This window comes from Kibdelosporangium banguiense (assembly GCF_017876405.1).
Classification (GTDB): Bacteria; Actinomycetota; Actinomycetes; order Mycobacteriales; family Pseudonocardiaceae; genus Kibdelosporangium; species Kibdelosporangium banguiense.
In genome coordinates this window covers 8,628,272-8,652,666 of sequence record NZ_JAGINW010000001.1, presented here as the reverse complement: position 1 = coordinate 8,652,666, position 24,395 = coordinate 8,628,272, and the positions used below count along the sequence as shown (strand labels likewise).

At 68.4% G+C, this 24,395-nt stretch carries 29 protein-coding genes; 14 read left to right on the top strand and 15 right to left on the bottom strand.

Features of this window, described 5'->3' with window-relative positions:
- The first annotated feature begins 498 nt into the window (after positions 1–498).
- From JOF56_RS39275 to JOF56_RS39255, 5 genes are read left to right on the top strand one after another with little or no spacing between them, the layout of a single operon-like run.
- Positions 499–1,137, top strand: coding sequence for an urease subunit gamma (locus tag JOF56_RS39275; protein WP_209644475.1), 639 nt, complete (start codon positions 499–501; stop codon positions 1,135–1,137).
- Positions 1,130–2,956 carry an urease subunit alpha gene (locus tag JOF56_RS39270; RefSeq protein WP_209644474.1) on the top strand — a complete coding sequence of 609 codons (1,827 nt, stop codon included), beginning with the start codon at positions 1,130–1,132 and terminating at the stop codon, positions 2,954–2,956. The genes JOF56_RS39275 and JOF56_RS39270 overlap by 8 nt, the downstream gene beginning before the upstream one ends.
- 3 nt (positions 2,957–2,959) lie before the next feature.
- Positions 2,960–3,634, top strand: coding sequence for an urease accessory protein UreF (locus JOF56_RS39265; protein ID WP_209644473.1), 675 nt, complete (start codon positions 2,960–2,962; stop codon positions 3,632–3,634).
- Between the two features lie 25 nt (positions 3,635–3,659).
- Complete coding sequence (gene ureG, locus JOF56_RS39260) at positions 3,660–4,403, top strand: urease accessory protein UreG (RefSeq protein ID WP_209648741.1); 744 nt, start codon at positions 3,660–3,662, stop codon at positions 4,401–4,403.
- The gene (locus JOF56_RS39255; RefSeq protein ID WP_245378559.1) at positions 4,400–5,218 is read left to right on the top strand and encodes an urease accessory protein UreD; all 819 of its coding nucleotides are present in this window, start codon (positions 4,400–4,402) and stop codon (positions 5,216–5,218) included. Before ureG ends, JOF56_RS39255 begins: the two co-directional genes overlap by 4 nt.
- A 58-nt stretch (positions 5,219–5,276) precedes the next feature.
- On the opposite strand, the gene JOF56_RS39250 is transcribed toward JOF56_RS39255, so the two are convergent.
- Positions 5,277–5,633, bottom strand: coding sequence for a hypothetical protein (locus JOF56_RS39250; RefSeq protein WP_209644472.1), 357 nt, complete (start codon positions 5,631–5,633; stop codon positions 5,277–5,279).
- A 104-nt stretch (positions 5,634–5,737) separates the two neighbouring features.
- Between JOF56_RS39250 and JOF56_RS39245 the strand changes: the two genes are divergently transcribed.
- Positions 5,738–6,019 carry a hypothetical protein gene (locus tag JOF56_RS39245; protein ID WP_209644471.1) on the top strand — a complete coding sequence of 94 codons (282 nt, stop codon included), beginning with the start codon at positions 5,738–5,740 and terminating at the stop codon, positions 6,017–6,019.
- A 156-nt stretch (positions 6,020–6,175) separates the two neighbouring features.
- On the opposite strand, the gene JOF56_RS39240 is transcribed toward JOF56_RS39245, so the two are convergent.
- Positions 6,176–6,409, bottom strand: a complete 234-nt coding sequence (locus tag JOF56_RS39240) for a GNAT family N-acetyltransferase (protein WP_245378558.1) — start codon at positions 6,407–6,409, stop codon at positions 6,176–6,178.
- Positions 6,410–6,711: 302 nt separating this feature from the next.
- On the opposite strand from JOF56_RS39240, the gene JOF56_RS39235 reads away from it, so the two are divergent.
- A complete protein-coding gene (locus JOF56_RS39235) occupies positions 6,712–7,566 on the top strand; it encodes a hypothetical protein (protein WP_209644470.1) in 855 nt (284 codons plus the stop codon).
- A gap of 212 nt (positions 7,567–7,778) precedes the next feature.
- On the opposite strand, the gene JOF56_RS39230 is transcribed toward JOF56_RS39235, so the two are convergent.
- Entirely contained in the window at positions 7,779–8,888 is a 1,110-nt protein-coding gene (locus tag JOF56_RS39230; RefSeq protein WP_209644469.1) for an Rv3169 family protein, read from the bottom strand.
- A gap of 2 nt (positions 8,889–8,890) precedes the next feature.
- Entirely contained in the window at positions 8,891–10,015 is a 1,125-nt protein-coding gene (locus tag JOF56_RS39225; RefSeq protein ID WP_209644468.1) for a phosphotransferase family protein, read from the bottom strand.
- Positions 10,016–10,161: 146 nt separating this feature from the next.
- On the opposite strand from JOF56_RS39225, the gene JOF56_RS39220 reads away from it, so the two are divergent.
- On the top strand, positions 10,162–11,040 hold the full coding sequence (locus tag JOF56_RS39220) for an alpha/beta fold hydrolase (protein WP_209644467.1): 879 nt from the start codon (positions 10,162–10,164) through the stop codon (positions 11,038–11,040).
- Here JOF56_RS39220 and JOF56_RS39215 read toward each other — a convergent pair.
- Positions 11,024–11,437 carry a rhodanese-like domain-containing protein gene (locus JOF56_RS39215; protein WP_209644466.1) on the bottom strand — a complete coding sequence of 138 codons (414 nt, stop codon included), beginning with the start codon at positions 11,435–11,437 and terminating at the stop codon, positions 11,024–11,026. The genes JOF56_RS39220 and JOF56_RS39215 overlap by 17 nt on opposite strands.
- A 93-nt stretch (positions 11,438–11,530) precedes the next feature.
- On the opposite strand from JOF56_RS39215, the gene JOF56_RS39210 reads away from it, so the two are divergent.
- Positions 11,531–12,004: an Lrp/AsnC family transcriptional regulator gene (locus JOF56_RS39210; RefSeq protein WP_209644465.1), complete on the top strand. Its 474-nt coding sequence runs from the start codon at positions 11,531–11,533 to the stop codon at positions 12,002–12,004.
- Here JOF56_RS39210 and JOF56_RS39205 read toward each other — a convergent pair.
- The 3 genes from JOF56_RS39205 to JOF56_RS39195 form a co-directional block, all read right to left on the bottom strand.
- A complete protein-coding gene (locus tag JOF56_RS39205) occupies positions 11,993–13,138 on the bottom strand; it encodes an RNA polymerase sigma factor (RefSeq protein WP_209644464.1) in 1,146 nt (381 codons plus the stop codon). The two genes, JOF56_RS39210 and JOF56_RS39205, sit on opposite strands and share 12 nt — an antisense overlap.
- 7 nt (positions 13,139–13,145) lie before the next feature.
- Complete coding sequence (locus tag JOF56_RS39200) at positions 13,146–13,553, bottom strand: YciI family protein (RefSeq protein WP_209648740.1); 408 nt, start codon at positions 13,551–13,553, stop codon at positions 13,146–13,148.
- A gap of 110 nt (positions 13,554–13,663) precedes the next feature.
- On the bottom strand, positions 13,664–14,044 hold the full coding sequence (locus JOF56_RS39195; protein ID WP_209644463.1) for an ArsR/SmtB family transcription factor: 381 nt from the start codon (positions 14,042–14,044) through the stop codon (positions 13,664–13,666).
- Positions 14,045–14,330: 286 nt separating this feature from the next.
- On the opposite strand from JOF56_RS39195, the gene JOF56_RS39190 reads away from it, so the two are divergent.
- Entirely contained in the window at positions 14,331–15,317 is a 987-nt protein-coding gene (locus JOF56_RS39190; RefSeq protein WP_209644462.1) for a sodium:calcium antiporter, read from the top strand.
- 1 nt (position 15,318) lies between these two features.
- Here JOF56_RS39190 and JOF56_RS39185 read toward each other — a convergent pair whose 3' ends face one another.
- On the bottom strand, positions 15,319–15,567 hold the full coding sequence (locus tag JOF56_RS39185) for a hypothetical protein (RefSeq protein ID WP_209644461.1): 249 nt from the start codon (positions 15,565–15,567) through the stop codon (positions 15,319–15,321).
- 72 nt (positions 15,568–15,639) lie between these two features.
- Positions 15,640–16,266: a TetR/AcrR family transcriptional regulator C-terminal domain-containing protein gene (locus JOF56_RS39180; protein ID WP_209644460.1), complete on the bottom strand. Its 627-nt coding sequence runs from the start codon at positions 16,264–16,266 to the stop codon at positions 15,640–15,642.
- Positions 16,267–16,358: 92 nt separating this feature from the next.
- Between JOF56_RS39180 and JOF56_RS39175 the strand changes: the two genes are divergently transcribed.
- On the top strand, positions 16,359–17,759 hold the full coding sequence (locus tag JOF56_RS39175) for an FAD-dependent monooxygenase (protein ID WP_209644459.1): 1,401 nt from the start codon (positions 16,359–16,361) through the stop codon (positions 17,757–17,759).
- On the opposite strand, the gene JOF56_RS39170 is transcribed toward JOF56_RS39175, so the two are convergent.
- The 3 genes from JOF56_RS39170 to JOF56_RS39160 form a co-directional block, all read right to left on the bottom strand.
- Positions 17,752–18,630 (bottom strand): hypothetical protein, encoded by an 879-nt coding sequence (locus JOF56_RS39170; protein WP_209644458.1) that lies wholly within the window; start codon positions 18,628–18,630, stop codon positions 17,752–17,754. The two genes, JOF56_RS39175 and JOF56_RS39170, sit on opposite strands and share 8 nt — an antisense overlap.
- Positions 18,627–19,145: a SigE family RNA polymerase sigma factor gene (locus JOF56_RS39165; protein ID WP_209644457.1), complete on the bottom strand. Its 519-nt coding sequence runs from the start codon at positions 19,143–19,145 to the stop codon at positions 18,627–18,629. The genes JOF56_RS39170 and JOF56_RS39165 overlap by 4 nt, the downstream gene beginning before the upstream one ends.
- A gap of 123 nt (positions 19,146–19,268) precedes the next feature.
- Positions 19,269–20,000 (bottom strand): class I SAM-dependent methyltransferase, encoded by a 732-nt coding sequence (locus JOF56_RS39160; RefSeq protein WP_209644456.1) that lies wholly within the window; start codon positions 19,998–20,000, stop codon positions 19,269–19,271.
- 142 nt (positions 20,001–20,142) lie between these two features.
- Between JOF56_RS39160 and JOF56_RS39155 the strand changes: the two genes are divergently transcribed.
- From JOF56_RS39155 to JOF56_RS39145, 3 genes are read left to right on the top strand one after another with little or no spacing between them, the layout of a single operon-like run.
- Positions 20,143–20,403, top strand: coding sequence for a hypothetical protein (locus JOF56_RS39155; RefSeq protein ID WP_209644455.1), 261 nt, complete (start codon positions 20,143–20,145; stop codon positions 20,401–20,403).
- Between the two features lie 14 nt (positions 20,404–20,417).
- A complete protein-coding gene (glmS, locus tag JOF56_RS39150) occupies positions 20,418–22,214 on the top strand; it encodes a glutamine--fructose-6-phosphate transaminase (isomerizing) (protein WP_209644454.1) in 1,797 nt (598 codons plus the stop codon).
- A gap of 52 nt (positions 22,215–22,266) precedes the next feature.
- Complete coding sequence (locus tag JOF56_RS39145) at positions 22,267–22,659, top strand: VOC family protein (protein ID WP_209644453.1); 393 nt, start codon at positions 22,267–22,269, stop codon at positions 22,657–22,659.
- A 6-nt stretch (positions 22,660–22,665) separates the two neighbouring features.
- Here JOF56_RS39145 and JOF56_RS39140 read toward each other — a convergent pair whose 3' ends face one another.
- Positions 22,666–23,244: a hypothetical protein gene (locus JOF56_RS39140; RefSeq protein ID WP_209644452.1), complete on the bottom strand. Its 579-nt coding sequence runs from the start codon at positions 23,242–23,244 to the stop codon at positions 22,666–22,668.
- A 36-nt stretch (positions 23,245–23,280) separates the two neighbouring features.
- A complete protein-coding gene (locus JOF56_RS39135) occupies positions 23,281–24,393 on the bottom strand; it encodes an epoxide hydrolase family protein (RefSeq protein ID WP_209644451.1) in 1,113 nt (370 codons plus the stop codon).
- Positions 24,394–24,395 lie beyond the last annotated feature (2 nt).

Here is a 24,395-nt window from a genome sequence, read left to right as displayed (position 1 = left end):
ACGCCGCAGGCCGGTTGTCGACGGCGAGGTGTGCATTGTGGACGATCGTATAAGGGACGGCTCGGCGGACAGATTCGGTGCGAGGAGCCTGACGCGGTCTCCGATTGGGGCGCAGCCCGAAATGGCGACACAACCGCCATCTACCGGGTCCCTGCGGGTGCCGGTGCTGGTGATGCGGGCCGAACTCGCGGCGGGTCTTTCCGATCTCCCGGTGGTCGGACCGCACGTGCCGGCGGACCTGGATCTGTGGCTGACAGGTCTGGACATCGTCGCGGTGAATACCGCGCGGAGGTCGGCCGCAACCGAGGTGAACAACGTACTCGATCACATCGACACTGATCGGCGGGTGGCCCGAATCCCCGAGGAGGGGCTGCCGAACAAATTCAGGTTCGGGGTTGTGGTGACCGCAGGCGGGCGGCGTATGGCACAGGGCGCCCCGGATGGCGCCGGTCCGTCGCCGTCGAGGGGGCGTGCTCCGAGTCAAGGAAGAAGGACGACATGCATCTGACTCCCCATGAGCAGGAGCGCCTGCTCATCCATGTGGCGGCGGACGTCGCCCGGCGGCGCCGGGAACGTGGCCTGAAGCTGAACTACCCAGAAGCGGTGGCGCTGCTGACGGTGCACATCTTCGAAGAGGCCCGGGCGGGGCAGCCCGTGAAGGACATAATGTGCTCTGGTCGCAAGCTGCTACGCCGTGAGGAGCTGATGGACGGCGTCCCGGAGATGATCGAGAACGTCCAGGTGGAGGCGACCTTCCCGGATGGCACGAAGCTGGTGACGATTGACAAACCCATCAAGGAGCCGAAGGAGCCGCCGCTGGTGCATCCGGGGAAGGTGGACCCCGCCGACGCGGGACCTATTCCATTCAATGAGGGGCTGGAGGTGACGACGGTGAGTGTCCGCAACACCGCAGACCGCCCGATCCAGGTGGGTTCGCACTACCACTTTTTCGAGGCCAACCCTGGCCTGGAATTCGATCGCAAGGCGGCCTACGGCAAGCGGCTGAACGTGGCGGCCGGGACCTCCAAGCGTTTCGAGCCCCACCCCGGAACCGAGGACGTCGAGCTGGTGCCCATCGCGGGCGATCGTGTTGTGCGCGGCCTGCGCAAGGAAGTGGGAGGACCTCTCGATGCTTAAGGCATGGAACGACCCCCCGTACCGGAATCCACTGGAACGCTACGAGTACATCGAGTTGTTCGGGCCGACGGTGGGCGACCGGATCCGGCTCGCCGACACCGCCTTGTCCATCCAGATCACCGAGGACTGGGCCGGCGGGCCCGGACGCAGCGGGAACGAGGTCGTCTTCGGCGGCGGCAAGGTGATCCGTGAGTCGATGGGCCAGTCCAGCATCCCCCGCGATCCCGGCCCTCAGGAAACGCGCAGGCCCGCGGACACTGTCATCACCGGCGCGGTGGTGCTGGATCACTGGGGTGTGGTCAAGGCGGACGTGGGCCTGCGCGACGGCAAGATCCAGGCACTGGGCAAGGCATACAACCCCGAGACGATGGACCCGTCGCACTGGAACGACAAGCGCCCCGAGAATATCGTGATCGGCCCGGAGACCGAGGTCATCTCGGGCAAGGGCCGCATCCTCACCGCCGGCGGTGTGGACACGCACGTGCACTTCATCTGTCCGGAGCAGATCCGGGAGGCCCTCGCGGCTGGGGTGACCACGCTGATCGGCGGCGGAACCGGTCCGGCCGAGGGGTCCACCGCCACCACCGTCACGCCCGGGGCGTGGCACCTCGCCCGGCTCTTCGAGGCGCTGGACGAGTTCCCCGTCAACATCGGTCTGCTCGGCAAGGGCAGCACCGTGTCTGAGGCCTCGCTGTACAACCAGGTGGACGCAGGTGTCGTGGGCTTCAAGATCCACGAGGACTGGGGAGCCACTCCCGCGGTCCTCGACGCCTGTCTACAGGTCTGCGACGACACCGGCGTGCAGCTCGCCCTGCATGCGGACTCGCTGAACGAGGCCGGGTTCGTCGAGAGCACGAGAGAGGCCATCGCCGGGCGTTGCCTGCACGTCTTCCACATCGAGGGCGCGGGCGGTGGCCATGCCCCTGACATGATCACCATGGTGGGTCAGAGCAACGTCCTCCCCGCTTCGACCAGCCCGACCCGTCCCTTCACGCTCAACACCGTCACCGAACACATGGACATGATGATGGTCTGCCACCACCTCAACCCGGAGATCCCGGCGGACGTGGCCTTCGCCGACTCACGGATCCGCCCTTCCACCATGGCGGCCGAGGATGAGCTGCACGATCTGGGCGCGATCTCCATGATGTCCTCCGACGCCCAGGCCATGGGCCGCATCGGTGAGATGATCATGCGTACCTGGCAGACCGCGCACGTGATGAAAAACCGATACGGACCCCTGCCTGGAGACAACGACTCGGACAACCACCGCGCCCGCCGCTACGTCGCGAAGTACACCATCAATCCCGCGATCGCCCAGGGCATCGACCACGTGGTCGGCTCGGTCGAGGCCGGCAAACTCGCCGATCTGGTGCTGTGGGAGCCGAAGTTCTTCGGCGTCAAACCGCACCTGGTCGTCAAGGGTGGCCAGATCGCCTACGCCCAGGTGGGCGACGCCAACGCGTCGATTCCCACGCCGCAGCCGATCCTGCCCCGTGCGGTCTGGGGAGCACAGGGCCGGGCTCCCGCGGCGAACTCGTTCAACTTCGTCTCGCAGCGGGCCCTGGACAACGGGCTTGCCGACCGGCTGGGCGTCGGCAAGAAGTTCCACGCCATCACCGACACCCGGGGCCTGAGCAAGAGCGACATGCGGGAGAACAACCTCACGCCCGTCGTCAAGGTCAACCCCAACACCTACAAGGTGACTATCGGCGGAACCACAACATCGGACACGAAGACCTTGGTGGAGCAGGGGCCGGTGAACCTGGAGCCCGTCGTCGACGAGCTGCCGATGGCCCAGCGGTACTTCCTGTTCTGACCGATGAGCCGCGCAGCCCTGCTCATCCTGGCCGACGGCCGCTTCCCCGCCGGAGGACACGCGCACTCCGGCGGAGTGGAAGCCGCTGTCGCCCGCGGAGCGATCCGTGACGCGCACAGTCTGCGGGCCTGCTGCCAGGGGCGACTGCACACCACGGGTCTGGTCGCCGCGGCGCTGGCCGCCGCGGCGGCTGCCGGATACGACCCGCTGGCACTGGACGAGGCCGCCGACGCCCGGACCCCTGTCCCGGCGCTGCGCGACATCGCCCGGAAACTGGGACGGCAGATGATGCGCGCCGCACGCGCCGTGTGGCCAGCACCGGAACTCGACCAGCTCGCCCGCGACCGTCCGCAGGGCGTTCACCAGCCTGTGGTGCTGGGCCTGGCCGCCCACGCGGCCTGCCTGACGCCTCTGGACGCCGCGTACGCCGCCGCGTACGAGAGCATCAGCGGCCCAGCCGCCGCGGCCGTACGACTGCTGAGCCTCGATCCCTTCGACGCCACCGCCGTCCTCGCCCGGCTCGCCGACGACCTCGACCAGGTCGCCGACCGTGCCGCACGAGCAGCCGACCGCGTGGCAGCCGAAGGCACCACCGTTCTGCCCGCCACCTCCGCGCAACTACTCGACATCACCGCCGGGCAACACGCCCTGTGGCCGGTACGCCTCTTCGCCTCCTGACCACCCTCCTTTCGCGACCACCCTCCTGGAGACCTCCGTGCACCTCGACAACCCCGAAACCGTCCCCCACCGGCACACGCACAGCGCCGGCCCCGCCCGACCTGCCGGCCCCGCCCGACCTGCCGGCCCCGCCCGGCCCGACGGTTCCCGCCGCGCGCTGCGGATCGGCCTGGGCGGGCCGGTCGGCTCCGGCAAAACCGCCACCGTCGCCGCCCTCTGCCAGGCCCTGCGTGACCAGCTGTCCATCGCCGTCGTCACCAACGACATCTACACCCGCGAGGACGCCGACTTCCTGCTCCGCAACGCGGTCCTTCCCGCGGAGCGCATCCTGGCCGTGGAGACAGGCGCCTGCCCGCACACCGCGATCCGTGACGACATCTCCGCCAACCTCGAAGCCGTCGACCAGCTGCAGGCGACTGTCGGTCCCCTCGACCTCATCCTGGTCGAATCCGGCGGCGACAACCTGACCGCCACCTTCTCCAAGGGCCTCGTCGACGCGCAGATCTTCATCATCGATGTGGCCGGCGGCGACGACATCCCCCGCAAGGGCGGCCCCGGCATCACCACCGCTGACCTCCTCGTGATCAACAAGACCGATCTGGCTCCCTACGTCGGCTCGGACCTGGAGACCATGGCCACCGACGCCAAGCGGCAGCGCGGCGACCTGCCCTTCGCCTTCACCTCACTCACCGCCGACGACGGCGTCCGGCCGGTAGCCGACTGGATCCGCGCACGCCACACCGCCTGGACAACCGTCCCCGCGGCATGACGACCACCCCGCCACCCACCCAAACTCCACCGCACGCCAGCAGAGGTGTCCACGCCGCCGCCCGCATCCGGGCCACCAGCAACGGCTACCTGACCACTGTGTCCCTCCTGCACAGTGACGGCCCCTTCCATCTGCGCCAGCTCCGGCACCACGGCACCCAGGCACGCGTCTGCGTCCTCAGCGCAATGAGCGCGCCGCTGGGCGGAGACAGACTGGCCATCGACGTCACCGCCGAAGCGGGCGCCGAGCTGGAGATCACCACCTCCGCCGCCACCCTCGCTCTGCGCGGCGCCACCACCGACCACGCCACCTACGACGTGACACTCACGGTGGGAGAACACGCGACCCTGTATTGGCTGCCCCAGCCGCTCATCAGCACCCACGGCAGCAACCTGCGGCAGACATGCACCGTGGACCTCGCACCCACCGCCCGGCTCGTCCTGCGCGAAGAGGTGATCCTCGGACGCGCCCACGAATCCCCCGGCAACCTGGCCAGCCGTCTCACCGTGCATCGAGACGGCCGCCCGCTGCTCGCCCAGCAGACCACCTTCGGCCCATCAGCCCCCGGCTGGGACGGCCCCGCCGTCCTGGCCGGACACCGCGCCACCGGCCACATCCTGATCGTCGAACCGGCCTTCGCGAGCACCCCACCCGCCCCCCGCCTGCTCGGCGACGAACCAGCCAACGGCCAGGGCATAGTCGCACCACTGGCCGGCCCCGCCCTCCTGGCCACGGCCCTCGCCCCGACAGCGACACACCTACGGCACCTACTGGACGACGCCGTCCGCCCGTCTCACCCGACCCGGCACGGATGACGCCGTCGCGGGCCGACTCGCCAGAGACCGGCGAACCCGGCCCAGAGGCGAGGTTCGGTCAGCAGCCTTCCTGTTCGCCTAAACGGCCACACAGCCCAAAGAAACGGCATTCGAGCAGGTCGCGCACATTGAGATCACGCGACGCGTCCTCAACCTCGGCGAGGGCCCGGACCAGGCTCGGCTCCGCCCCGGGCTCGATCGTGGTCACCGAGGCCTGGTGCGCGGCGCAGCCACCACCGACGTACCCGGCTCCACCAACATAGATCGCAACGTCGACATCGTCGTCCGAGGGTTCGAACCACACTTGCGGACGATTCGGTGCCCCATCGATCCGCGCGAACCACACACCCTGGAAAGCCGGGGAATATTCCCACGCAGGAGTCCCGAACGCCTCGCCCGTGTCGACCAGCGGCATGTCCTTGCGTTGCAGTCGCACGCTGGTCCCGCTCGTGCTCAAAGCCCTGGACGACGCCCGCCAGCTCGACGAGCTCACCGACGAAGCCGAGGACTTGTAGCGCGATGGCCACACTCAATGATCCGAACATGGACCTGCAAGAGTTCGCGCAGGAGCTGGCCTACGCCGTGGAAGGTCCGGATCGGGCGGCGCTGGCCACGCTGTCGCCGGAGGCACGGCAGGCGCAGCTCGCCGCCCGACACGCGCTGCACAAGTACCTGACCGACGTGTGGCAAGCCGCGAAACGACGCGATGAAGATCCAGCCAACAATCCCGAGTACACCGGCATCGCCGCACTGCGGGATCTGATGATGTACCTGGTCGAGTTCACCTCCCAGGCGGAGTGAGGTCACCAGGCGTGCCATCAGCATCGCGCTCCGCGACAGCCATGCCCGACACAATGGCGGCAACCCGACAGTGCAACCGCGTGGTCCACTTAGGACACTAAGGGCTACTGAGGGCATCGCGAATTGCGCCACTTCACGCGATCTTCACGGCATCACTCATCTAGGTTCCAGACGCAGGATGGTTTCTTCGATTTCGGTGTCCCGAGCGCGTGCGTAGGAGATCTCGGTGCCGACGACTGTGAAGCCCGCCTTCTGCAGGACCCTGAGCGATCCGAGGTTGTCGCTGGCAGCGCGCGCATGCAGGGGCCGGACCTCGACAGTGTCGAGGAACAGGGCGAGGGCCTGACTGGTCACAATACCCGGCTGCGGACGGCTGAGCTGCGGCGACACCGTGATAACAGTCATTATCACTGAACTAATCTCTGGCTTTAGTTACGCGTAACTGACACGCGATACCAATAACGCTTACGCGTAAGCGACTGAGATATGCTGGTCGTATGGGTGAAGAGGCTGAAGACCGGGGAAGTTGCGCGCTGGATGGGTGTGGGAACTTGTTGCCACCTCCGGCTCGGGATGAGCGGGGGCGGTTGAAGGGCGGGAAGCCGGTTCGGTACTGCAGTAAGGCGCATGCGGATGAGGCTTCGCGCCGGCGCCGCGCTCTGGAGGCGGTTGGCGTCGAGGAGCCGTTGCTGATGTTGCGGAACCTTGGCGGTGAGACGCGTGAGGCGATGGATGCCGCCCTCACCGAGTTCGCGGAGATCCGGCGCCGGTGGGATGAGCTCGATGCGGGGGCGGTGGCGCAGTCGGCGAAGGACCGGGCCGATACGGCTGAGGCTCTGTTGAAGGTGCAGCGGGCCGAACGTTCGGCTGACGACGCCGAGCGGGCCAAGGTGGATGCTGTCGCGGCGGCGGCCAAAGACCGTCAGTTGCGGGTGGAGGCTGAGCAGTCGGCCGAGACGGCGATCAAGGAGGCCGAACAGGCGCGGAAGGCCGCGTGGGAACAGACCGCGGAGCATGAGCGGGCCCGTGGGCAGGCTGAGACCCGCGCGACCCTGGCTGAGCAGGGGCAGCGGGACGCATTGGACATGCTGGAGTCGGTGAAACGCGAACTGCGTGACCTGAAGATCCTGCAACAGGACACGCTGCGGCGAATGACCGACGCGCTGGCTGTGGCGGAACGTGCGGACACGGCCCGGGAACTGGCCGAGGCGAAGATCGCCGGTGCTGAGGAGAAGGCCCGGCTCGCGGGTGACGCGGCGCAACGTGCACAGCAGGAAGCCGAGACCGCCAGGGCCGGTGAGCGCCAGGCGTGGTCAGCCGCCGAGGCCGGAGCACAACGGGCACAGCAGGACATCGACGCCGCCAGGCGCGCGGAAACCCAGGCCCGGGCCGACGCGGAGACCACGATCAAGACCCTGTCGCAGGCGCAGGAGGTCCTGGTGCAGCGGCTGACCGAGCAGGACACACAACTGCAGGCCCTGCGAGCACAACTCGAAGCCGCTCACGAGAAGGAACGCACGGCACTTGACCAGCCGGCTGCACCCTAGTGAGTTACCGTTGTGTGTCCTGCTCGGACGGTGGCCGGGGCAAACCGTGCGAACGGTCCGTTCGCACCGTCTGGTGTTGTTTGGCCGGAACCACTGGTGGGGTCGCGTTCGTTCCGTGGTTGAAGTCGTGCACGGCGAGGACGTCGGAGGCTCAGTCGGGATCTCGAAACAAGCCATCGGCCATCTCGTCGTTGGGTGGTGGCCGATTCAGGTCATGGGGCCACAGCGCCCCAGTCGGCGAAGCCGGACGGGTCGTGCCTGCCGAGGCTGGCGTGTTCGAACAGGCCCCAGCCCTCGGCGCCGTCGCACCACGCGTGCGCGACGTGGTCGATCACGCCGTAGGGAACGCGCCCGGCGATGGCGGGGTCCGTGAGGTCGTAGGTGCGCGATGCAGACCAGCCTCTGCCCTTCCACTGGCCGTGCGACCAGTCGGGATCGCCGCCATAACCGGCGCCGACGTGCAGTGGGATGAATGTGCCGGTGTCCACTTCGATGGTCAGCGGCTTGCCGTCCGGGGTGGTGAGGGCGATCCGCGCGGACACCGGGATCCTCGTGCCGGAGCGGTAGTCGATGTGGATCCGGGGCCAGCCCAGCTGTTCGGTGCGGCCGTCCGCCCACACTCGTACGGCGTCGTTGAGGGTGCGCCAGCCGTTGGGTTCCTCCTGCGCGATCACCACGACGGCGAAGTCGTCGAACCGCAGTGGCATGTACAGCCACCAGAACCCGCCGGCCGGTTCACTCGCTGCCCGGCCGGCGGGTTCTGGTTCGCCGACCAGCCGGATGCCCCACGACCGGTCCCTCGCCCCGGTCCACCGGGACGAGTCGGCCTCGATCTCGTGCCCGTCCCAGTGCACGGTGCCCTGCCAGCTGCCGACCTGCGCGAACCGGGAGGCGTCGATGACCGGCCGGCCGCCGGTCATCAGCAGGTGCGGCGGTTCGGCCACGGGGGCGAACGCGCCGGTCCAGGTCAGGTCGAAGCCGAAGTCGTCGTGCTCGCACACGACCCGCAGCCGCCGCAACGGTTCGATCACCTCGATGCGGTATCCGCCGACCTGTTGCTGGATGCCGCGTTCGGTCAGCGCGTCGGAGAACTGCACGGACCACTGGCGGTCGCCGTGCCGGAGGGTCGCGTAGGCGTCGATCACGCCGAGGTTGGGGTAGACGCCGAGACCGGTGACGAAGAACGTGCCACCGTCCCGGTCGTGTCCGTTGAGGTAACAGCGGTCGTAGAAGTTGCGGTCGCTGGTCCCCACGCGCGCGAAGGACAGGGGTGTCTGGTGGATCGGGTACTCGTCCAACGGCACGGGCCCGGTGGTCGGCATTCCTACTCCCACTCGTAGTTTCCGGACAACATCGCGTCCAGGCTGGCGCGATGCAGCACGTAGTCGTCGGGATCGGCGGGTACGGTGTCCTCGCCGAAATGGATCATCCGGCGCTTGATCCGGGCCATCACGATGGCGTGCCGCACGGCGGCGTACACGAGGTAGAACTCCATGTCACGCGGGGTGTGGCCGGTGACGTCCCGGTAGTGCGCCAGCACGTCGCCGTGCCGCAGGAAGTCCGGCAGGCCGGGCTGGTCGAACATCGTGGCGATGTCCTGGAAGAACCGGTGCAGGAAAATCAGCCAGCCGAGGTCGATCTCGCGTGGCCCGAGCGCGGCCATCTCCCAGTCCAGGACCGCGACCGGGGTGAATTCGTCGTAGATGATGTTTCCGGGCCGGGCATCGCCCCAGGTGAGGACGTCCGGGCCGGGGTCGGCCGGCCAGTGTTCGGCCAGCCAGGCGAATCCGCGTTCGATGAGCGGGATGGGGAAACCGTCGTCGGCCAGCGCCCATCGATACCAGTCGTGCTGGTCGTCGACGTGGCGGCGCAACGCGGGCCCCGGTCCGTCGAGCGTGGGGAGTCTCGTGGCCACGTCAGTGATCCCGTGGATCTGGCCGATGGTCTGGATGGTGTCGCGGGCGAGCAGTGCGCGTTGCGCGGGCGTGGCCTCGGCGAGCCAGCCGGTGAACACATAAGGCGGGTTGTCGGCCGGGATACGACCGGAGACGTGCCGCATCACGAAGAACGGCGTCCCCAGGGGACGTTCGTCGGGCTCCAGCCAGCACAGGTCGGGCACCGGCACGTCGCTGGCGGCCGCGACCTGCTCGATGATCTGGTACTGCTGCACCAGGTCATAGGTGCGGAACACCGGGAAAGAGCTGTCCTCCGGTGCCATGCGCGCCACGAACGACCCGCCGCGGGACTGGCCGTCCAGCGTCCATTCGGCGTCGAACAGCACTGAGGCACTGGACAGCCCGCCGGATTGGGGCCGGTGGATGGCGGTGATCGTGGGCGGCGTGCCGGCGCCGATCACCGCCGCCAGCCATGTCGCCAGGTCGCCGGCGAGTTTGTCGAGGGCACGGTCGGTGGTGGTGAGCTGGCGCCACTGTCCGGGGTCAGGCGTCATCGTTGACCTCCTGAGTGAAACGAGTTCTCGACGTTGAAGGATTCTCTTGCATCGACAAGGCCGCTGACGAGACCAGACGCATGAAACGTGTTCTTGATGTCGGGGGCGGGGCTGGTGTCGCGGAGGTTTTGACAGAGAATCGGGGGATGAGCGAGCAGACGGCCGAGGTCAACGGCGTCAGGATCTGTTACGAGACGATCGGCGACCCGGAAGGCCGGCCGTTGTTGCTGGTCATGGGCCTGGGCGGGCCGATGATCTGGTGGGATGACGAGCTGTGCGAGCTGTTGGCCGGGCGGGGTTTCCGGGTGATCCGGTTCGACAACCGGGACTGTGGCCGGTCGCAGTCGATGCGTGGCCGCGTGTCGCTGGTCGGGTCGTTCCTGCGGCAGCCACCGCCGTACACGCTGGCCGACATGGCCGATGACGCCGCCGCGCTGCTCGAGCATCTCGGGATCGAGGCGGCACACGTCACCGGGGTGTCGCTGGGCGGGATGATCGCGCAGACGCTGGCGATCCGGCATCCGCAGCGGGTGCTGTCGCTGGTGTCGGTGATGTCCACGACCGGCGGCAGGCTGGTCGGCTGGCCCAACCCGCGTGTGCTGCCGTTCCTGCTGGGCAAGGCACCAGCCGGGCGCGAGGCGTACATCGACGCGGTGCTGGCGACGTTCAAGCAGATCGGGTCGCGCGGGTTCCCGTTCGACGAGGACAGGATGCGTACCCGCGCGATCCGGACCTATGAGCGCGGCATCAACCGGGCCGGGACGTTGCGTCAACTGGTGGCGATCACGTCGGCGGGCGACCGCCGGCCACAGCTGCGCAAGCTGCGGATTCCCGCGCTGGTGATGCACGGCAAGCGTGACCGGCTGGTACACGTCTCCGGCGGCCGCGCGACCGCTCGTGCCATCCCGGACGCGGAGCTCGTGCTGGTGCCCGGGATGGGCCACGACATACCGCGTGCGGTGTGGCCTGCCCTGGTCGACGGCATCGACCGGACCGCGAACCGGGCGCTCAGCAGTCGCACGTGATCGCGTTGACGGGCGCGGTGAGCGGGTCGGCGGCCTGGCGCACAATGCCGTCGAGGGTCTGCAACGGGAAGCCTTCGCGGATCCAGTACTCGATGCCGCCGAGCATTTCCTTGACCTGGTAGCCGAGTTTCGCGAATTCGAGCGCCGCCCTGGTGGCGCCGTTGCAGCCAGGACCCCAGCAGTAGGTGACCACCTGCGCGCCCGGGTCGATCATGCGCGGCGCCACGGTGCGGATCTCGGCGGTGGGCATGTGCACGGCGCCGGGGATGTGGCCTTGGTTCCAGCCCGCGTCGCCGCGGGAGTCGATCAGCACGATGGCGTCCATGCCCTGGTGAACGTCGGTGACGTCGGTCTGGAACTCCAGGCGCGCGGTGAAGAATCCGACTGCGTTGGTCATGCCGGAAACGGTAGTGACCAGCGATCATGACAGGAAGTGGCGATCAACGGCGTCGGGCTTGTATTGCCGTGGAATCCCTGCTAGTCATGCCCCATGGCCGATGAATTCCCGGACAGCACTGATTGGCGCATCCTGGAGGAACTCCAGCGCGACGGCCGGGCCAGCTACGCCGACCTCGCCCGCGCGGTGTCGATGTCTCCGAGCGCGGTGACCGAACGCGTACGCCGCCTCGAACAGGCCGGGATCATCCGTGGCTACACCGCGGTCGTCGACGCCGAGCAACTCGGGTTCGTGATCATGGCGCTGATCCGGCTGCGCTACCCGTCGGGCAACTACAAGCCGTTCCACGAGTTCCTGGCCACCACACCGGAGATCATCGAGGCGCACCACGTCACCGGCGAGGACTGTTTTGTCCTCAAGGTCCTGGCCCGCTCGATGCGTCACCTGGAGGAGACGGCCGGCCGGATCAGTGGTCTCGGCCCTGTCACCACAAGCGTCGTGTACTCCAGCCCGCTGCCTCGCCGCGACCTGGGCAAGAGCCTCGCCTCTGGCAGATCACCCGCGTAGCTGGGCGTTGAGGCGGGCGGCCTGCCGAGTGAGGTGCTCGCGTTCGGGGAGGTTGGGGGCTGATTGGGCGGCTTCGGCGTAGAGGCGGGCCGCGGTGGCTGGGTCGCCGTCGCGCTCGTGCAGGTATGCCGCGACGGCGGTGTGGCGGGGCAAGGTGGGATCGAGTTCCGCGAGGGCGGCCAGGCCGGCTTGAGGACCGGTGGCTTCGCCTACCGCGACGGCTCGGTTGAGACGGGCTACAGGGCTGTTGGTGAGGCGTACCAGTTCGTCGTACCACTCGACGATCTGCGGCCAGTCGGTCTCGGTGGTGGTCGGGGCGTCGGCATGCAGGGCGGCGATTGCTGCCTGGGCTTGGAATTCGCCGAGGCGGTCACGGGCGAGGGCGTTCTGGAGTACGTCGACTCCCTCGGCGATCAGGTGGGTGTTCCACAGGCTGCGGTCCTGCTCGGCGAGGGGCACGAGCCTGCCGTCGGGGGTGGTGCGGGCGGGGCGGCGTGCGTGGTGCAGCAGCATGAGCGCGAGCAGGCCGGCGACTTCCTCGTGGTTGATTCTCGCGGCCAGTTGGCGGGTGAGGCGGATGGCCTCGGCGGCGAGGTCGACGTCGCCGGAGTAGCCCTCGTTGAAGACCAGGTAGAGCACGCGCAGCACGGTGGCCACGTCGCCGGGCTGGTTGAACCGGACGCCGGAGACGGTGCGTTTGGCCCGGCTGATGCGCTGGGCCATGGTGGCTTCCGGGACGAGGTAGGCCTGCGCGATCTGCCGGGTGGTCAGGCCGCCGACCGCGCGCAGGGTGAGCGCGACGGCCGAGGCGGGTGTCAGGGATGGGTGCGCGCACAGGAAGTACAGCTGGAGTGTGTCGTCGACCATCTCGGCTGGGCCGGGCGTGGGTTCGTCCTCGACGCGTACCTCGCGGTGCCGCCGGGAGTTGTCCGCGCGGGTGGCGTCGAGGAATTTGCGCCAGGCCACGGTGATCAGCCAGCCCTTGGAGTCCCGGGGCGGGTCGTCCGGCCATCCGCGCACGGCTTCGACCAGGGCGTCCTGCACGGCGTCCTCGGCCGCCGCGAAGTCTGCTCCGCGACGGACGAGGACGCTGATCACCGTGGGGGTGAGGGCCCGCAGCAGGGGCTCATCCACGTGCGTGTCACTCCGTGATGGTCGGGGGCACGCCGTAGAACGGGCGCAGCTCGAGCCACTCGTGGATGGGCTTGCCGCCCGCGCCGGGAGCCGCGGACAGTTCGCCCGCCAGCTCGAGCGCCCGGTCGTAGGTCTCGACGTCGATCACCATCCAGCCGGCGATCAGGTCCTTGGTCTCGGCGAACGGGCCGTCGGTGACCGGCGGGCGACCCTCGCCGTCGTAGCGGACGAACGTGCCTTCCGGGGAGAGCGCCTGACCGTCGACGTACTCGCCGGTGCCCTCCAGGCGGGTGGCGAAGTCCTGCATGTACTGCACGTGGGCGGAGACCTCGTCGGGCGTCCACCGGTCCATGGGCACGTCGTTGACCGCCGCCGGTGCGCCGCGGTAGTGCTTGAGCAGCAGGTACTTGGCCATTGTGGTCTCCTTGGTGCGATACGGCCCATTCTGGCCGTGTTCACCGCGGGGACGCAGCCGGGCCTGGGTTCTCGACATCCCGCGCGGAACTTTTTTCCAGCGGGATGTTTTCAGTCCTTGACCTGGTCGTGCATGGGGCGGTTGGGATGGCGGGGGGTGGGTGGGTCGGGCGCGAGGGTGCCGTCGGGGGCGATGTGCTCGAAGATCTGCTCGACCAGGGTGAGCACGTGGGGGTCTTCCACGGCGTAGATCTGCCGACGGCCGTCGCGGCGGGCGGCTACCAGGCCGGCGAGGCGGAGCTTGGCCAAGTGCTGACTGACCGCGGCCACGGTGGTACCGATGCGGTCCGCGAGCGTGCCGACGTCGTATTCGTGGCGGGCCAGCAGCCACACGACGTGCAGCCGTGTCGGGGCTGAGAGCAGCGCGAACGTGGCGGCCGCGGACTGCAGTTGCGGCCGGGTCGGCTCGTCGGGTGGCGTCGGTTGACTCATGGCGCGATGGATTCTTCCCGAACGAGGCCTCCGCCACAGTCTGACACTTGCGCAATTGATTGACAATTAGCGGGGCCTACGGCAGGGTTGTCACCGAACGAAGGGGAGTAGCCCCCAACGCCCGGGTCGACATGCTGGCGCCTCGCGCCCGGCCCGGCGGCCTCGCACGGTAGTGCGGGGCGGGCGAGACCTTCGACCTGTTCGGCGTGCACCAACTGGCGCGCCATGGGTCGAGGTCTGCGGCGTGCACCGGAGAGTTTCGTCCCGCGGTGCGGGAGGAAACGGCGTGATTCATTTCGTTCTGCTGATCGTCTGCGCGGTCGCGATCTATCTGTCGTGCGAGTGGTTCGTCAACGCGGTGGAATGGCTCGGCCGGCGGCTCAACGTCGGGACCGTGGCTGTGGGAACCGTGCTGGCCGCGGTGGGCACCGCGCTGCCCGAGAGTGTCGTGACCTTCGTGGCCGTGGTGTTCGGCCAGACGCCTGAGCAGCGAGATATCGGTGTGGGTGCCGCGATGGGTGGCCCGTTGGCGCTGGCGACCGTGGCGTACGGCGTGATCGGCTGGAGCCTGCTGGCCAGCCGCCGCCGGGGCGGCAGCGAGGACTGGGGTGATCTGGACAAGCTCGCCAAGGACCAGTCGTGGTTCATGGCGGTGTTCGTGGTGAAGGTCGGGCTCGGGCTGGTGGCGTTCGCGATCAAACCGTGGCTGGGCCTGCTGTTCTTCGCGGTGTATGCGGCGTATTGCATCCGGGAGATGCGCCAGCAGGACCATGGGCCGCAGGAGCAGCTCGAACCGTTGAAGCTGCAGCGCAACCGCGCCGAGCCCGCGACGTGGGCGGTGGTGGCGCAGACGCTGGGCGCGCTGGCGGTGATCTTCGCGGCGTCCCGGTTGTTCGTGGTGCAGCTGGACACCGTCGGGCCGATGCTGGGGTTGCCGGCGGCGTTGACGGCGTTGCTGCTCGCGCCGATCGCCACCGAGCTGCCGGAGATCATGAACGCGGTGATCTGGGTGCGGCAGGGCAAGACGAAACTGGCGCTGGCCAACGTGTCCGGCTCGATGATGGTGCAGGCGACCGTGCCCAGCGGGTTCGGCCTGCTGTTCACGCCGTGGCGGCTGGACGGCATGTTGCTGATCGCCGGCGGGGTGACGCTGCTCGCGGTGCTGTATCTGCTGATCACGTTGCGCTCGGGCAGGTTGAGCGTGCGGCGGCTGTCGACCGCCGCTGCGTTCTACGGCTTGTTCGCCCTCGCGCTGGTGCCGTCGTTCACGTGATTCAGGTGGTGAGCCGGTGGGCCGCGGCCGGCCGGCCACCCGCGAACGCCACCACCCGGAAGTCCTGTCCGGGGTGGACGCCGGTCACCGTGGTCGTCATCGGTTCGCCGTGCAGGGCAAGGCAATCCACCCGGTGGCCGTCGAGGTAGAACTCGGCGCGATCGAGACCTGCGGTGTCCAGGCCGACGGTCAGCCGTCCGGACACCAGCGAGATCGCCACGACCAGTTTGTGCACCGCACCGTCTGACATCGCCCGCTCCCTTCGGCATCCGCGCTGAACGCCTCCGCATTGAACAGAGCCGGGACGGCGGGCTGTGATACCTCAGGTGCGCCAGGTGGCCACGCCGGTGATGATGGCCTGCAGGCCGCGGGTGTAGCGGGCGTCGAAGCCGTCGAACAGACTTTTCCCGGCCGCGGCGGCCAGGGGGACGTGTTCGCCGACCATGCGTTCGGTTCGCCGGTCGATGTCGTAGCGTTCGTCGCGCTGCCCGGGGTAGTGGTACACGGCCTGTTCCTCGATGACGAACCCGATCGTGTAGCTGTGGATCGTCCAGAACACCTGGCCGGCGTCCTCGAGGGTGAACCCGGCGTTCACCATCAGTCGCAGTGACGCTTCCTGCTGCTGGTAGACGCTGGTGTCGGTGAGGAACGTGCCGGCGAACATCTTCGCGCCGTCGCGGTAGCGCAGCAGCATCTGGCGCAAGCCGGTGCCGTAGGTGGCCGCGAACTCGTCCCAGGGCTGGCCGGCGGGCACCGGCTGGACGTGGTCGGTCAGCAGGGTGGTGGCCATCTCGTCGATGAGGTCCTGCTTGTTCTTGAAATGCCAGTACAGCGCCGGGGGCTGGACGTTGAGCTCGGAGGCGATCTTGCGCAGGGTCAGCGCCTCCAGGCCGACGTCGTCGAGCACCTGCAGTCCGGTCCGCACCACGGTCTCCCGGTCCAGTGCCACTCTCGCCGCCCTCCTCGGATTCAGGGTTGACACTTTAACAGCATTAAGTTTACCTTAATGACGTTAAATTGAATGACATTAAGGAGCGTTTGATGACAAATGTGCTGGTCGTCGGGGCGGGTCCGACAGGGCTGACGCTGGCTGTGGACCTGGCGCGGCGCGGGGTGAGCTGCCGGGTGATCGACAAGGAGGTGACGTTCCCGGCCGGGTCGCGGGGCCGGGGCATGCAGCCGCGCACCCAGGAGGTGTTCGACGATCTCGGCCTGATCGAGGCGGTGCACGCGCACGGCTCGGTCTACCCGCCGATCCGCGCCTACCAGGGCGGCGAGGTCGTCTGGGAGGGCACGATGAGCGAGTATGTCGAGCCGTCGGCGGACGTGCCGTACCCGAATCCGTGGATGATCCCGCAGTGGCGGACCGCCCAGTTACTGCGTGACCGGCTGGCCGAGTTCGGCGGCGCGGTCGAGACGGGCACCGAGTTGGTCGGGTTCGAGCAGGACGAGGACGGTGTGGCCGCGACGCTGCGCCGTGACGGTGTGAACGAGCGGGTGCGTGTGGCGTACCTGGTCGGCGCGGACGGTGGGAAAGGACCGACCCGGCGGATGCTGGGTGTGCCGTTCGACGGAGAGACTCGGGACGACATCAGGATGCTGATCGCCGATGTGCGTGTCGAGGGCCTGGATCGGGATCACTGGCACCTGTGGCGGGAGCCGATGATCGGGTTGTGCCCGTTGGGCGGGACTGACTCGTTCCAGCTGACGATCGCCGATCCGGACCGCGAGCTGAGCACGATCGAGCAGCTCGCGGCGTATTTCGCCGAGCGGACCGGGCGGACTGATCTTGGGCTGTCCGGCCTGACGTGGCTGACGGTGTGGCGCCCGAATGTGCGGATGACCTCCCGGTTCCAGGTGGGGCGGGTGTTTCTGGCCGGGGACGCCGCGCATGTGCATCCGCCGTCAGGTGGTCAGGGCATGAACACCGGTGTGCAGGACGCCTACAACCTGGGGTGGAAGCTCGCGGCCGTGCTGCGCGGCGCGCCGGAGGTGTTGCTGGACAGCTATGAGCAGGAACGTCTGCCGGTGGCGGCGCATGTGCTGGGACTCAGTGAGCGGCTGCTGGCTCGCAGGACGATGCATCGGGGTCACGAGGAGCGTCAGCTCGGGATCACCTATCAGGACGGCCCGCTCGCGGTGGACGACCGGCCGTCGCCGGGGTCGGTGGTGGCGGGTGACCGCGCACCGGACGGTCCGTGTGGTGATGGGCGGAGGTTGTTCGATGTGTTCCGTGGCCCGCACGCCACTGTGCTCGCGTTCGGCGCCGAGTGCGAGGGTGCCGTGCGGGTCACGGATCCTGAGGCTTTCCGGATCTATGACGTCGAGCCGGGAACGTTGGTGCTGGTCCGGCCGGACGGGTACATCGGTGTGATCACACGGGATGCCGGGCGTCTCGGGAGCACCGGCTGGTACTCCCGGGACGCTGCGATGGTCAGCTGACCTTGAAGTCCGGCGTGAGCACCAGCGGAGCCAGCTGCTCGAGAGTCAGCGGCGGCTGCGCCATGGGGCCGTCAGCCGACTCGGCGTTGTTGGGCTGCTTGGACTGGGCGACGACCACTGTGGTGCCGTCCTCGTAGCGGTAGGCGACGGCCTGGTCGATGCGTGCGTCCTTGGACTGGGTGACCACGCCGACCGTCTTGCCCTGGACCACCCTGGTCTCGCAGGTGCCGCCGATGCCCCAGAAGTTTTTGGCCAGGTCGCACACGTCGGTGGGCCCGGAGCCACCGGGGGTGACCGTTTCGACCATCACCCGGCCGGTTCCCGCGTTGGACGACCCCTGTTTGGTGACCGCGACCGTTGCCTGGTACTCCCAGATCTGCTTGTTCTTGTCGCCGTTGATGTAGTCCCTGAACTGGGACTGGCTGGTGGTGACCGGGAGCTTCGGGTCGCCCTGGTGGGTCGCCTTGGTGTCCACAGTCAGGGTGCTGGGCATCTTCGCCTTCAGCGACTGCAGCAATGCCTCGCCCTTGGCGGCCTGGGGGCCGTTGCGGGCGGTGCGGTCGGTCTGGCCGTCAGGGAACTGGGTCTCGGTGCCGCCGCCATCCTTGCCGGTCCCCACCACCCCTGTGTTGGCCGGTGGCTGGGCGGCCTGGTCGATGGGCAGCGGGGTCTCGCCGGGGCTCAGGGCGAACGCGGTACCCACGGCCATCGCGACCACGGCAACACCGGCCGCGGCGCCGGCGAACGTGGCACGACGGCGCTTGTGGGCACGCCTGGCCGAGTCGAGCGCCGCGTTGGGATTCATCGACGGTGGGGGGCTGCTGGCCACCATCACCTCTCGCAGACTGTCACGCAGTTCCTGCTCGTTCATCGGGACGTCCTCTTTCGATCAAAGGCGGGTGTGGAGTGAACGGCGAGCAGGTCGCGCAGCGTCTGCAGCCCCCGCGCGGCCTGGCTCTTGACCGTTCCGGTGGAACAGTTGAGGGCTTTGGCGGTCTCCTCGACCGACATGTCCTCCCAGTAACGCAGCACCAGTACCGCCCGCTGTCCCGGCGGCACCTGCCGCAGGGCCGCGAGCAGCACCATCCGGTCCTCCGGGCCGGCACCGGTGACGGCGGTGTCGGCCAGGTCGTGGGTGACGCTTTCCTTACGGAACCAGCCGAGCCGGCGTTCGGACAGGAAGGTGCGCACCAGGGTCTGGCGGGCATAGGCGTCCAACGCCTCGTGTCTGGTGATGCGTTTCCAGGCCAGGTACAGCTTGGTGAACATCACCTGGACAAGGTCCTCGGCTCGGTGCCAGTCGCCGCACAGCAGATACGCCGTGCGCCGCATGGCATCCGACCGCGCCGCGAAGTAGTCCGCGAACGCGGTGTCCCGATCGGTCATCGATCCCCCGGTCTGGGTGTGGTGTCTTGAACTCGGTACTGGTGTTGCGTTCCTGCACTAGTCACGCCCGCCGCGGCCCGGCGGGTTGCACGCCGCCCCAAAAAGGATCAGCCCGGTAGAAGATCACGATCTTCCACGGTGGCGGGCGACGACGAACGCGCTGGCGGCGTTGTGCTTTTCGGCCAGGTCGTGGCAGGTGAGGATCTCGAAGCCGTGGTTGTCCAGGTAGTACTCGAGTTCCTTGGGGTAGAGCAGCCGGAACTTCACGCTGTCGCGGACCGGGCCCTTGGCGCGGCGCCAGATCCGTTCGCGCTGCAGGATCTGCTGGGCGGGGTGGAAGGTGTACTCGGCGATGGCGTCGGCGCGCAGGTCGGGGATGTCGATGTGGAAGTCGCGGGGCAGTTTGCCGGTGCGTAGGGGGTCGATGAGTTCCAGCAGGAGCAGGGTGCCAGGGGCGCTGTGGGCGGCGTAGGTGGCCATTACGCTGTCGATGTCGCGGTTGGTGTGCACGTTGGCCAGGGTGTAGCCGAAACTGGTGATCGCCTCGAAGGTGCGCTCCAGCCGCAGGGTGCGCATGTCGCCGGTGCGGAAGTCGATCCCGGGCCGCTGCCGGCGAGCGAAGTCGATCATCGGCTGCTGGTAGTCGACACCGGTGGCGTCCGGGATGTGGCGGGTGAGGTACTCCAGGTCGCGGCCGGTGCCGCAGCCGATGTCGAGCAGGCTGGCGGGCATCCGGCCGAGCTGGGCCTGGAAGATCGCCTCGGCCAGTCTGGCCACGGCGTGCCGGGCGCCGTCGTAGACCACCTCGTAGAGCTCGGGGTGCCGGTACAACAGGTTGCTGACCTCGGGGTCCATGGCGTCGATGGTGCGCACCCACAGTGACCGGGGGCCAGCACAGCGGGTGAAGTTCACTCGGTCGTGAGTAACGTCGCTTCTGTGCCCGATTCCGGGCACAGAAGTTGAGTTCGGGGTGGTTGGGGTGTCAGGCTCAAGCGCCATGGCGCACAGCGAGCTTGTCCTGCACGTGGTGGCGTCGACCGGGCTGGCCCCGGAGACAGCGGCGAGGCTGGTGGCCGATGTGATCGCGTACTTCGGCGAGACGGCTGAGCAGTTCGTCCGGCGGCGGCATGCCGAGCTGCGACGCAGGCACATGGGCAACGCCAGTATCTGGCCGGTGATCGCGGCCGAGCTGGCGCAGCGGCGGGTGATGGCGCCGCAGCTGTCGGAGCGTCAGCTGCGGCGGATCGTGTACGGCTGAAAGGGGAGAGTTCTATGTGCGGGATCGTCGGCTATGTGGGTCATCGGGACGCTGTTCCGGTGTTGCTGGAGGGACTGCATCGGCTGGAGTACCGCGGGTACGACTCGGCTGGGGTGGCGTTGGTGCACCGGGGCCGGCTGAAGGTGCACAAGGCCGCGGTACGGGTGCGTGAGCTGCGCGAGCAGGTCGGCAAGGCGCCGGGCGTGGTGGGTATCGCGCACACCCGGTGGGCCACGCACGGTGAGGTCACCGACGTCAACGCCCACCCGCATACCGACACCTCGGGCCGGTTCGCGGTGGTGCACAACGGGATCGTGGAGAACTCCGACGAGCTGCGCGCGAAGCTGCAGGCCTCGGGGGTCACGCTGGTCTCGGAGACCGACACCGAGGCGCTCTCGCATCTGATCGCGGCGGCCGCGGAGTCGCACGAGACGCTCGAGGAGGCCGTGCGGGCGGCGCTGCGCGGGGTGGAGGGCACCTACGGGCTGGTCGTGCTGGACGCGCGCCGTCCGACCGAGCTGGTGGTCGCGCGTAACGGCAGCCCGATCGTCCTGGGCGTCGGCGAGGGCGAGATGTTCATCGCCTCGGACGTCGCGGCGCTGGTGCGTCACACGCAGCGGGTGGTGTACCTGGAGGACGGCGAGATCGCGACGGTCCGGGCCGGGGACTTCCAGACCACGGGCCGTGAGGAGACCGTGGAGCTGGCCGACGAGGACTACCAGCTGGGTGAGTTCACCGACTTCATGCGCAAGGAGATGGCCGAGCAGCCCGAGGCGGTGCGCCGGGCGCTGCGGGGCCGGCTGGACTCCCGGTTCGCCACCGCGCACCTGGGCGGGCTGCGGCTGGACCCGCGGGATCTGCGGGATGTGCGGCGGGTGAAGTTCCTGGGCTGCGGCACGGCTTATTACGCGGGTCAGATCGGCGCGAACCTGGTGGAGGAGCTGGCGCGGATCCCGGCGGACGCCGAACCGGCCTCGGAGTTCCGCTACCGCAACCCGGTGGTGGATTCCGACACGTTGTACGTGGCGATCAGCCAGTCCGGCGAGACGCTGGACACGCTGGCCGCGGTGCAGGAGCTCAAACGTAAGGGCGGCAACGTCATCGGCGCGGTGAACGTGGTCGGCAGCGCGGTGGCCCGTGAGTGCGGCAGCGGGGTGTTCCTGCACGCCGGGCCGGAGGTGTCGGTCGCCTCGACCAAGGCGTTCACGAACATGACGGTGTCCTTCGCGATGCTGGCGCTGCTGCTGGGCCGGGTGCGGGACCTGTCGGCGGCGCACGGGTCGCGGCTGGTGACGGCGTTGCAGGCGTTGCCGGACCAGATCGCGTCGATCCTGGAGGCCGATGACGAGGTCGCGGCGATCGCGAGCAAGTACGCCCAGGCGCAGCACATGTTCTTCATCGGCCGGGTGCGTGGCTGGCCGGTGGCGCGGGAGGGCGCGCAGAAGCTCAAGGAGATCTCCTACGTGCACGCCGAGGCCTATCAGGCCGCGGAGCTCAAGCACGGGCCGCTGGCGTTGATCGATGCGCAGATGCCGTCGGTGGTGGTCGTGCCGCAGGACGAGTTGCTGGCCAAGAACATCGGCACGATCGAGCAGATCAAGGCCCGCGGTGGCCCGGTGATCGCGGTGACCAACGCGTCCTTGCCCGAGGGCCTGGCCGACGCGGTGATCCAGGTGCCGCGCAACGAGCCGGAGCTGGACCCGATCCTGCTGACCATCCCGTTGCAGATGCTGGCCTACCACGTGGCCGCCGCGCTGGGCCGCGACATCGACAAGCCCCGCAACCTCGCCAAGAGCGTCACAGTGGAATAGAGGTCCGATTCGTTCAAGACCGTCCTGGTGGGCCTGTCCTAGCGTCGCGGGTATGACAGTTCGGTTGAATGTGGTTGGAATCGTGGTCCAGGACATGGGCCGCTCGCTGGCGTTCTACCGTCGCCTCGGCCTGGATGTGCCGGCCGGGGCCGACGGTGAACCGCACGTTGAGGCTGTGCTGGCGGGCGGGATGAAACTGACCTGGGACACCGAGGCGACCATCAGGTCGTTCATGCCAGGCTTCCAGCGCCACGGGCACGGCAACGACGGCATGTCGCTGGCGTTCGAGCTGGACAGCCCAGCCGAGGTCGACACGTTGTACCAGGAACTGGTCGACCTCGGCCATCACGGCGAGATGAAGCCGTGGGACGCGTTCTGGGGTCAGCGCTACGCGGTGCTGCACGACCCGGACGGCAACGGCGTGGACCTGTACTGCGCGCTCTGACACGGGTCAGGACTCATCCTCACCTTCCGGTTCAGGGTCGTCGTGCTGGTGCGAGAGGCGCCTCTTGCGCTTCTCGTTGGTGAGGTCCAGTTGCAGTGATGAGCCGTCCGGCCAGGTCAGCTCCCCGGTGTGGATGTTGATGGCCGGGTAGGCCTCGTCCTGGCCGGACCACAGCCGGTTGAGTTTGGGGCGTCGCCTGCCGGTGACTGTGACGAGTACGGCCAGGCTGTCGGACCACAGCAGCCACGGTGTTGTCGTCCAGTGGTTGCGGCAGGCGTCGGCGAACGCCACCGCGTGCGACTTGGCCTTGCCGCGGACGATGTCACGGCGATGCGACACCACGCTGCCGATCTCCAGCGTGATGAGCGATACCGTGAACACCCCCACGGCGCGGCTGCCCCAGAACAGCTGCCGGATGCCCCACAGGATGCTGTGGGCGCCGATCTTGGAGCCGTCCCGCCGACGCCCCCGGACGTCCTGGTAGTGGGGCCAGAATCTCGCCAGCGGGATTCCGTAGGGGAAGTAGTGGTCGTAGGCCTGGTCGGCCAGGTCGTAGGCAGGGTGGTGCACTCGTTTCCCCCTCATGGTCCCTTTCGGGATCATGATCCCGGCCGTGGCCGGTCAGAGGGAGCCGAAAAACGACTGGATGTCGGCGACGAGCAGGTCGGGGGCCTCCATGGCCGGGAAGTGGCCGCCGCGGTCGTATTCGGTCCAGTGTGCGACGTACTCGCCGCCTGGGGTCAGCGACTTGACTCCGTAGTCACCGGCGAACACCGCGAACCCGACAGGCACGAATGGACCGTCGCCGCCGCTCCAGGCCATCTCGGCGTTGAATGCCTCGTAGACGAACTGTGCCGAGGAGGCGCCGCTGCCGGTGAACCAGTAGAGGCTGACCTCCGCGAGCAGGGCGTCGCGGCCGACGGCGTCGTCGGGCAAGGCCACGGCGGGGTCGGTCCACTCCTGGAACTTCTCCACGATCCATGCCAGCTGGCCGGCCGGTGAGTCGGTGAGTGAGTAGCCGAGGGTCTGCGGCCGGGTGGTCTGCAGGTGCAGGTAGCCCAGGCCGCGGGTGGCGAACCCGTTGAACCGCTCGGCGCGGTCGAGGTCTTTGCCGGTCAGTCCGTCCAGGGCCACGGGTCCGGCGAAGGGGAACGGCCCGGGACCGTTCATGTGCACGCCCACGACGTGTGTGCCGTAGGTTCCCATCATGCTCGCGGCGATGCCGGCGCCCGCGTCGTGGGCCTGGATGCCGTAGCGCTCGTAGCCCAGGCGCTGCATGAGTTCGGCGAATGCGGCGGAGGTGCGCTGGGTGTCCCAGCCGGTGCGGCTGAGCGGGGTGGAGAAGCCGAAGCCGGGCAGCGACGGGATCACCAGGTGGAAGTCCGCGCTGAGCGGCTTGATGATCTCCAGGAAGTCCAGCACCGAGCCGGGCCAGCCGTGCAGGACCAGCAGCGGGGTGGCGTTCTGGCTGGCCGAGCGTACGTGCAGGAAGTGGATGCGCTGGCCGTCGATCTCGGTGATGTACTGCGGGAACTCGTTGAGCCTGGCTTCCTGGGCGCGCCAGTCGAATTCGGTGCGCCAGTAGTCGGCGAGCTCCTTGAGGTAGTCCAGCGGGACGCCGCGGGTCCAGCCGGTGCCGGGCAGCTCGTTCGGCCAGCGGGTCATGCTCAGGCGCAGTGCCAGGTCGTCCAGTTCGGACTGCGGGATCTCGGCGCGGAACTCGGTGATCGTCATGG